12 protein-coding genes are annotated in these 8,332 nt (G+C 66.3%); 6 read left to right on the top strand and 6 right to left on the bottom strand.

The features are described 5' to 3' along the window. Positions 1–588 (top strand): carboxypeptidase-like regulatory domain-containing protein (locus tag VEG08_09210; protein ID HXZ28159.1); only part of this gene is annotated, 588 nt, incomplete at its 5' end. Positions 589–898: 310 nt separating this feature from the next. Here the strand turns inward: VEG08_09210 and VEG08_09205 are convergent. The 6 genes from VEG08_09205 to VEG08_09180 all read right to left on the bottom strand — a co-directional run bounded on the left by VEG08_09205 (position 899) and on the right by VEG08_09180 (position 4,127). Next, entirely contained in the window at positions 899–1,162 is a 264-nt protein-coding gene (locus VEG08_09205) for a hypothetical protein (GenBank protein ID HXZ28158.1), read from the bottom strand. Between the two features lie 168 nt (positions 1,163–1,330). Next, the gene (locus tag VEG08_09200; GenBank protein ID HXZ28157.1) at positions 1,331–1,804 is read right to left on the bottom strand and encodes a MerR family transcriptional regulator; all 474 of its coding nucleotides are present in this window, start codon (positions 1,802–1,804) and stop codon (positions 1,331–1,333) included. A gap of 219 nt (positions 1,805–2,023) precedes the next feature. Next, positions 2,024–2,725 (bottom strand): tetratricopeptide repeat protein, encoded by a 702-nt coding sequence (locus VEG08_09195; GenBank protein HXZ28156.1) that lies wholly within the window; start codon positions 2,723–2,725, stop codon positions 2,024–2,026. A gap of 9 nt (positions 2,726–2,734) precedes the next feature. Beyond that, positions 2,735–2,947 (bottom strand): sulfur carrier protein ThiS, encoded by a 213-nt coding sequence (gene thiS / locus VEG08_09190; GenBank protein HXZ28155.1) that lies wholly within the window; start codon positions 2,945–2,947, stop codon positions 2,735–2,737. Positions 2,948–2,959: 12 nt separating this feature from the next. Further along, positions 2,960–3,532 (bottom strand): hypothetical protein, encoded by a 573-nt coding sequence (locus tag VEG08_09185; protein HXZ28154.1) that lies wholly within the window; start codon positions 3,530–3,532, stop codon positions 2,960–2,962. A 19-nt stretch (positions 3,533–3,551) separates the two neighbouring features. After that, positions 3,552–4,127: a hypothetical protein gene (locus VEG08_09180; protein ID HXZ28153.1), complete on the bottom strand. Its 576-nt coding sequence runs from the start codon at positions 4,125–4,127 to the stop codon at positions 3,552–3,554. A gap of 140 nt (positions 4,128–4,267) precedes the next feature. On the opposite strand from VEG08_09180, the gene VEG08_09175 reads away from it, so the two are divergent. The 5 genes from VEG08_09175 (at position 4,268) to nuoF (ending at position 8,329) form a co-directional block, all read left to right on the top strand. After that, entirely contained in the window at positions 4,268–4,657 is a 390-nt protein-coding gene (locus VEG08_09175) for an NADH-quinone oxidoreductase subunit A (protein HXZ28152.1), read from the top strand. Continuing rightward, positions 4,658–5,155, top strand: coding sequence for an NADH-quinone oxidoreductase subunit C (locus VEG08_09170; protein ID HXZ28151.1), 498 nt, complete (start codon positions 4,658–4,660; stop codon positions 5,153–5,155). A 2-nt stretch (positions 5,156–5,157) separates the two neighbouring features. Then, the gene (gene nuoD / locus VEG08_09165) at positions 5,158–6,363 is read left to right on the top strand and encodes an NADH dehydrogenase (quinone) subunit D (GenBank protein HXZ28150.1); all 1,206 of its coding nucleotides are present in this window, start codon (positions 5,158–5,160) and stop codon (positions 6,361–6,363) included. Positions 6,364–6,392: 29 nt separating this feature from the next. Next, on the top strand, positions 6,393–6,872 hold the full coding sequence (locus tag VEG08_09160; GenBank protein HXZ28149.1) for an NAD(P)H-dependent oxidoreductase subunit E: 480 nt from the start codon (positions 6,393–6,395) through the stop codon (positions 6,870–6,872). A 98-nt stretch (positions 6,873–6,970) separates the two neighbouring features. Further along, a complete protein-coding gene (gene nuoF / locus VEG08_09155; protein HXZ28148.1) occupies positions 6,971–8,329 on the top strand; it encodes an NADH-quinone oxidoreductase subunit NuoF in 1,359 nt (452 codons plus the stop codon). Positions 8,330–8,332 lie beyond the last annotated feature (3 nt).

Here is an 8,332-nt window from a genome sequence, read left to right as displayed (position 1 = left end):
ATCAGTTTCAGGGGACACGGGAGACAAATCGACTCGCTCACCTCCGAGAACGGCCAGTACTCGGTCCAACTGCCGCCAGGCACTTATCAAGCCGCTATCGAAGTGCCAGGCATGTGTCCGTTGCTGCGGTCATCCTTTCGCGTCCGAGCAGACAGGGCAGCGTCGCTGAATCTGTACCTGCTGCAATGCGGCATTGCTGATTACGTGGTCATGACGGGCGAGCGGAAGGGATCCATGGGAGCCCGCTGGGTTCCAGCACACGACGACGAGTCATTCCCGGTACGAAGCCGCTCGGGAGAATTGCCGCTCTCGATTCGGTATGCTGAACGGCACCTCGAAGGCAGTGCCTATCGCTACCTGAGCGCCGGGAAGAGCGGAACCGCCAACCGGGTGCAAGTCCTGATTACCTACGACCTGGTCACCATCCAGGCCGAGCGGGCGGTCTTTGACAAGAAGGCACCCGAGCTTTGTGCCCAAGGGAATGTCTTGCTTGAAGACGGCAGTCAGAACAGCCATCTATCGGCGGTCCGGCTCCGGTTTCACGATGGCGAACCCGTCCTGCAGGCCGTCGAACGCTGCACTCCGTAGGAAGCCCCGCAGTCCCGATCAAATGCAGCCCGCAAGGGCGACAGAACCTAGCCCCGGGCGTAAGCCCGGGGTAAGGGCGGGAGGAAATCCCAGTCCCCAGGAAGCCCGCAGCGTCAGCGAGGGCGACCCGAGGGACCGACTCGGGGCGCAAGGAGAAACATAGATCCTTCGCTGCGCACTCCCTTGCCCCTTCTCCCGCAAGGCGGGATCAGGGCCAGTCGCGCTTGCTCAGGATGACAATGCGAAATGGAATGGGCCAGGGCGGCGGTTGGTCTTGAAATGACCCGATGATCCGATGACCCGATTGCCCCTAGCTGGGTCTCCGGGGCACGATCTCGCTGTCGCGGATGAAGAACTGGGCGGAGCAATGGTCGGAGCCGCAGATGACGGGCAGCAGCCCGGCGATCTGCTTGCGGGTGATGAGGCCGAGGGTGCCGCAGTCGGGACAGGCCAGCACCGCCCAGTAGGGATCGCGCTCGTCGCCGATCTCGCCGGCGTTCTCCAGCACGAAGATGGTGCCGGGTTGCATCTGCTCCGGGATCCATTCGCTCAGCACTTCCAGTTCAGCGACCATGGGACCTCCGTGGTGGCGCCTGCCCGTCGCGGCCCCGAACTCCGCGATCGGATGCTGCAAAAAAGCCCCGCCCTGCGGCGGGGCCTCCCTGAAGAGGACGGATGAAGGTCGGACTGCCGCCCCCGCGCGGGGGCAGGACGGCGCGGCCGAGGCGGAAGCGGCGGGAGCTCATGCGATCCCCCTGCCGCGCTGCGCCCCCCGCGCGGCCTTCGCCGAGGTGGAGTGCTTCTTCCCCTGGCGCAGGTCGGCGCGGATCTGCCGCACCGTGTCGCTCAGGCAGATGGCGAACATGGGCTGGCGCGCGTTCTTGAGGATGTCGACGACCTGCTGCGCCGAGTTCTCCAGGTAGATGCGGCGGCCGTCGGTGAGCAGGTGGTACTCGGTGCCGGTGACCGCTTCGAACAGCCGCCGGCCCAGCTCGCGCTCGAGGAAGCGCAGGACTTTGCGCACCCGCTGCAGGGAGAAGCCGCGGCGGCGCAATTCGGTGATGACCGCCACCTCGGCCAGGTCCTCCACCGAGTACAAGCGGCGGTGGCCGTGGCGGGCGGGCACCACGATGCCGCGCTCGTCCCACCACTGCAGTTGCCGCGCCGAGATCCCGGTCAGCGCCATCACCTGCTTCGAACTGTAGCCCTGAACCATTTGGCAAGGTCTCTGTTTCAAACAGGATGCCAGAAATTTGTTTGAAACATTCTAGGTGTGAAATGTCAGGAGTCAAGCGGAATTCTGGAGGGGTGGGAACCGGGGGAGGCAACAGGCCGTTTCAGGTTCCAGGTCTCACGTTTCAGGCGGGAACCCGTGAGACCCGAAACTCGAAACGAGACACCCTCCGCGAGAGAGCGGGGCGCCGCCCGCCACGGACTAGGGCTTCGCCGCAGGACAGGAAGCTGCGATGGCCGCCGCGTTGCGCTCGTGGATCCTGGCGGTATCGATCCCCGCCTTCTCCAGCTGCGGGCGCAGACGCTCCAGCCCTTCCCTGGCCGGCTTCGCGCCCGGACCGTCCGGCGCCAGGATCAGCGCGGCGTCGTAGTGCTCAAAAGCGGCTGCCGGATCGTTGAGCTTCTCCCAGGTGCGCCCCAGGCGCTGGTGGAGGGCGGGGTCGTCGGGCTTGTCCCCAAGCGCCTCCTGGTAACGGCTGAGCGCGGCACGGTAATTCTTCTCGTCGAAGTAATAGTCGCCGGCCTCGGCGTTCTTGGCTCCCGCGATGGGGTCGTAGAGCGAGGTGCCGTGCAGTTCCGCGGGGCCCGAGTTGCCCGCCTGGCTGGAGCTCTCGCCCGGCGGCCCCTTCTGCGCCTGCGTGGAAGCCACGGGCGGGGCCTGGGGCGGGTGCGAGACGGGGTCGCTCCCGGGTGCGCCGGGGTGACGGCACCAGCCCAGGATGCAGGCGTTCTCGGGCAGCGGATTCTTGTTGCGGTGTCGCTTGTGGATCTCGGCCAGGTACTCGTCGACGTCGTGGTCCCGGCAGGGCAGCGGAGATGCGGGGCTGGCCGGCGGGCCTTGCTGGGCGGCGGCGCTCAGTGTCCCGGCGAGCAGGAGAACGGCGGCAGCCGGGTGCAGGCGCATCGACATATTCTACGACGCTTCCCTGCCCCCGCCCACGAAGTGGACGACCTCCAGGCGGTCGCCGTCGTGGAGTGCGGTCTGGGCCCAGCGCTCGCGCGGCACGATCTCGCGGTTCAGCTCGGCGGCCACCCGGTCGGCCTTCATCCCCAGTTGTGCGATCAAGGCGGCGAGGCTCAGGCCCTCCGCCACCTCCCGCTCTTCCCCGTTGAGATGGATGCGCATCCTGGATCGATTCTAGACGTTCTTGCGGAGGCGCAGTTTGCGGGTGACAGACTTACCGCCCAAGCCAGCCTCCACCCACAGGGCCAGGTCGCCGGGCGCCAGCCGCTCCAGGGGCAGGTGGATGCGGGCGACGCCTTGGGCGTCGGTGCGGGTCTCGGCGCTGATGGGCGCGTTGCCGACGCGGCCGGTCACATGCGCGCCCGCCACTCCCTGCCCCCCCGCGGTGACCTGCACTTCCACCGCCAGACCGCTCGAGGAATAGAGCGTCTCCGGGTTGAGGCACTTCAGTCCCAACTCGCCGCCCACGTCCGTCACCTCAGCCTCGTCGCCCAGGAGGAGCGCCAGCTTGCCCATGCGGATGTCTTCCAGCACGCGCCGGTGCTGGTCCTTGAGCAATTCGTGCATCTGGAGCTCGGAAAAGCCGGGGCGGCGGGTGTGGCCGGCGTAGGACCAGGCGCGCTTGCCGAGGCACCGCCCGCGCACGAAGACCACGCTCTGGAAGAGCAGGTCGTCGGGGCGAGGCTCGGTCATGACGTGATAGAGGATGTCGCCGTACCTCACGTCGGTGTTGAAGCCGAAGATCATGCGGGGCCCGGGGAAAGCCTCAGCCGCGGCGCAGTCGGAACTTGCGGGTGGCCGACTTGCCGTCGTGCGCGGCCTGCACCAGCACCACCGCCTCGGGCAGCGAAGATTCCTCCAACAAGACCTTGGTCTCGGCGATGCCGGCGGCGTCGGTGAGTGCCTGGGAGTAGATGGGGGCCTGGTTGGAGACGGCGAAGCGGGTGGTGAGCTTGGCGCCCTCCACCGGGGCGCCGCGGTCGGTGACTTCCAAGCGCAGCACCACCGTGTTCTCGGTGAAGACGGATTGGGCATTGGTCCAGCGCAGGACCAGGCCGGAGCCGTCGTAGTCTTGGATCTCGCCGGCCAGCAGGGACTCGACCTTGCCCTCGCGGACGGCCTCCAGCACCTGGCGGTGCTGGGCCTTCAGCAATTCATGCATCTGCTCGTCGGCGAAGCCGGGCTCGGCCACGCGCTCGGCGTAAGAGGAGGCGCGTTTGCCGATGCAGCGCCCGCGCACGAACACCTGGGTCTGCAGCAGCAGGTCGGCCTCCCGCGCCTCGCTCTGCACGTGGTACACGGTTTCGCCCGACTTGATGTCAGTGTTGAAGCCGAAGATCATGACCTGGGTTCTGAGGCTGCCCCATCTCCCTGCGAGACGGCCGCGCTCGGCCGCTTTCCCTCATTTGACACTCTTCCACCGTGATTTTATAGTGGACAGTTTTGGTGTCGCAGGCGCGCTTGTTATAGCACGCTAACCCTATGCCCGACAACTATTTCGCCCGCTACCTCCCGCTGCTGATCCATGTGCTGGTGGTCATGGCGCTGGCCGGCGGAATGGTCTTGCTTTCCGCCCTGGTGGGCAAGCGCCGGCCCACCCGCGCCAAGCTCCAGCCCTACGAGTGCGGCATGCTGCCCACCGGCGACGCCCGCCAGCGCTTCTCCGTGAAGTTCTACCTGGTGGCCATGCTCTTCATCCTGTTCGACGTGGAAGCGGTCTTCCTCTATCCCTGGGCGGTGATCTATCGGGAGCTGAAGATGTTCGGCTTCTGGGAGATGCTGGTGTATATCGGGGTGCTGCTGGCGGGGTTCTTCTACATCTGGAAGAAGGGAGCGCTGGACTGGTCGCGCCCCGGAGGGAGCGGCCTGTAGATGGCACTCGCGCCCGCCATCCGCACGATCGAAGCGCTGAAAGAGCACCCGGCGCTGGCGCGCCTGCTGGCCTGGAAGCCGGCGGCGGTCCAGGCGGCGGTGCTCGACCGCGACGAGCTTACCCTCACCCTGGAGCGCAGCGCGCTGCGCGAGGCCTGTGCCATCCTGGAAGCCGACCCGGCCACCCGCTTCGACTTCCTCTCCGACCTGACCTGCGTGGACCGCCATCCCGGCGAGCCCCGCTTCGAGGTCATCTACCACCTGCTGTCGATCCCGCGCAAGGAGCGGGTGCGGCTGAAGGTGCGCCTGCCCGGCGACGACCCCAACCTGGAGTCGGTGACCAGCGTGTGGCCGGCCGCCAACTTCTTCGAGCGCGAGGTCTTCGACCTGTTCGGGGTGCGCTTCGCCGGGCATCCCTACCTGCGCCGCCTGCTCATGCCGGAAGACTGGCAGGGACATCCCCTGCGCAAGGACTACCCGGTCGAGGGATTCCGGTAAGCATGGCCCACCTCACGCCAACGCCGGTGCTGGAGGCCGGGCAGGACCGCACCATGATCCTGAACATGGGTCCCCAGCATCCCTCCACCCACGGCGTGCTGCGGCTCATCCTGGAGATCGACGGCGAGAACGTGGTGCGCATGGTGCCCGACATCGGCTACCTGCACACCGGCATCGAGAAGACCTGCGAGGCCAAGTTCTACCAGCAGGTGGTGCCCCTCACCGACCGCATCGACTACCTCTGCCCTCTGACCAACAACCTCTGCTACGTGCTGGCCGTGGAGAAGCTGCTGGGGCTGGAAATCCCGCCGCGGGCGCAGTGGATGCGCGTGCTGCTCAACGAACTCACGCGCATCAACTCTCACCTGGTGTGGCTGGGCACGCACGCCATGGATATCGGCGCGCTTTCCGTCTTCCTCTACTGCTTCCGCGAGCGCGAGGACGTGCTGCGCCTCTTCGAGATGGTCAGCGGGCAGCGCATGATGACCTCGTACTTCCGCGTGGGCGGCCTGGCGCTGGAGCCGCCGCTGGGCTTCTTCGAGCGGGTGAAGCAGTTCGCCGACCGCTTCCCGGAGAAGGTGGACGAGTACGAAGACCTGCTGACCGGCAACCGCATCTGGCTGAATCGCACCCAGGGCGTGGGCAAGCTCTCGCGCGAAGATGCCATCGCGCTGGGCGCCACCGGCCCTACCGCCCGCGCCAGCGGCGTGGACTGGGACCTGCGCCGCGATCTGCCCTACTCCAGCTACGAGAAGTTCCAGTTCCAGGTGCCGGTCTCGCAGGACGGCGACGTCTTCGCGCGCTACATCCTGCGCGTCGAGGAACTGCGCGAGTCCAACAAGATCGTGCAGCAGGCGCTGGCGGGGATGCCCGAGGGCCCGGTCAAGGCGGCCGCGCCCAAGGTCGTCCTTCCCGACCGCGAGAAGATGAAGACGCAGATGGAAGCGCTCATCTACCACTTCAAGATCGTGACTGAGGGTTTCCCGGTGCCGGCGGGCGAGGTCTACCAGGCCATCGAGTCGCCGCGCGGCGAGATGGGCTACTACGTGGTTTCCGACGGTACCGCCAAGCCCTACCGCGTGCACATGCGCTCACCCTCCTACGCCAACCTGCAGGCACTCTCGAAGATGTGCGAGGGCCGGCTGATCGCGGACGTGGTGGCGGCGATAGGAAGCATCGACATCGTTTTGGGCGAGATTGACCGGTAGGAGTCAGGGATCAGGGGTCAGCAAGGACGATGCAGTTCTCGGAACAACTCGAGAAGCGCTACCAGCAGATGCTAGGCAACTATCCGACCAAGCGCTCGGTGCTGGTGCCCATGCTGCTCTATGCGCAGGACGAAGCGGGACACATCACCGACGAGATCGTCGCCGAGCTGGCCCACCGGCTGGAGCTGACCGAACTGGAGGTCCGCAACGTCATCTCTTATTACTCGATGCTGCACACCCAGCCTGTCGGCAAGTACAACGTGCAGGTGTGCACCAACATCTCCTGCATGCTGGCGGGCGCGGAGAAGGTCTTCGACGGCTGCAAGCGCAAGCTGGGCATCGGGCACAAGGGCGTCACGCCCGACGGCATGTTCTCGCTCGAGGAAGTGGAGTGCATCGGGGCCTGCAGTTGGGGACCGGCCATGCAGGTGAACTACGAGTACCACGAGAAGCTCACGGCCGAGCGCGCAGAACAGATTTTGGATGAACTGAGGAAAGGACAGGAGTGAGGATTCAGATTGCAGAGTTCAAATTGAAGATTTCCCTTCCGCCGCGCCAAGGGCCGAGGCAATCTGCAATCTGAAATCTTCAATCTGCAATTGGTTCCATGGCTGATCTGGTCTCCCATCCCGACGAGGTGAAGGTCGTCTCCAAGCGCTTTGGCAAGGGGGCCACCGACATCGACCGCTACCTCGCCCTCGACGGCTACAAGGCCGTCGAGAAGGCGCTGGCCATGACTCCCGACGCCATCATCGAGGAGGTCAAGAAGTCGGCGCTGCGCGGGCGCGGCGGCGCCGGCTTCTCCGCCGGCATGAAGTGGTCGTTCGTCCCCAAGGAGTCGCCCAAGCCCAAGTACATCCTGTGCAACGGCGACGAGAGCGAGCCCGGCACCTGCAAGGACCGCCTCATCTTCGAGCACGACCCGCACTCGGTGATCGAGGGCGTGATCATCGCCGGGCTGGCGGTGGGCGCCAAGCGCGGCTACATCTACCTGCGCGGCGAGTACCGCTACCTGCTGCGCATCATGGAGAAGGCTCTGGCCGACGCCTACGCCCGCGGCTTCCTGGGAAAGAACATCTTCGGCAGCGGCCGCGATTTCGACATCGCCTCCCACACCGGCGCCGGCGCCTACGAGGTGGGCGAAGAGTCGGCGCTCATGGAGTCGCTGGAAGGCAAGCGCGGCATTCCCCGCATCCGGCCTCCCTTCCCCGCGGTGGTGGGGCTGTGGGGCGGGCCCACCGTCATCAACAACGCCGAGACCCTGGCCAGCGTCCCCCACGTGATCCTGGGAGGCGGCGACTGGTACGCCTCGCTGGGAACGCCCAAGAACGGCGGCACCCGCCTTTTCTGCCTCTCCGGCTGCGTGGCCAAGCCCGGCGTCTACGAGCTGCCCCTGGGCTACAACCTGAAGAAGATGATTTACGAGGTGGCCGGGGGCATGCGTCCCGGGCGCAAGCTCAAGGCGGTGGTGCCGGGCGGCTCCTCCGTCCCCATCCTGACTGCCGATGAAGTGGACGTGGCCATGGACTTCGACAGCCTGGCCAAGATCGGCACCTTCCTGGGCTCGGGCGGGGTGATCGTGCTCGACGACGCTACCTGCATCGTCAAGTTCTGCCTGCGCACCACCCGCTTCTACCAGCACGAGTCGTGCGGCTGGTGCATCCCCTGCCGCGAGGGCACCGACTGGCTGAAGAAGACCCTGGTGCGCTTCCACGCCGGCGGCGGGGTCAGCAAGGACATCGACAACCTGCGTTACCTGGCCGAGAACATGCTGGGCAAGACCTTCTGCCCGCTGGGCGACGCCGCCGCCATGCCGGTCATCAGCATGGTCAAGAAGTTCCGCAAGGAGTTCGAGGACCACCTCGAGGGCAAGCCTTGCCCCTTCGAGGAGGGCGCGGTGGGACAGCTTCCCGTGCTCTCCGCGTGGGACCATCGCGCGGCCGATCCCTGGAGGCACCAGCACTGAGAG

The organism is Terriglobales bacterium, from assembly GCA_035624475.1.
Taxonomy (GTDB): domain Bacteria; phylum Acidobacteriota; class Terriglobia; order Terriglobales; family Acidobacteriaceae; genus DASPRL01.
This window is presented reverse-complemented; position numbering and strand designations above follow the sequence as displayed.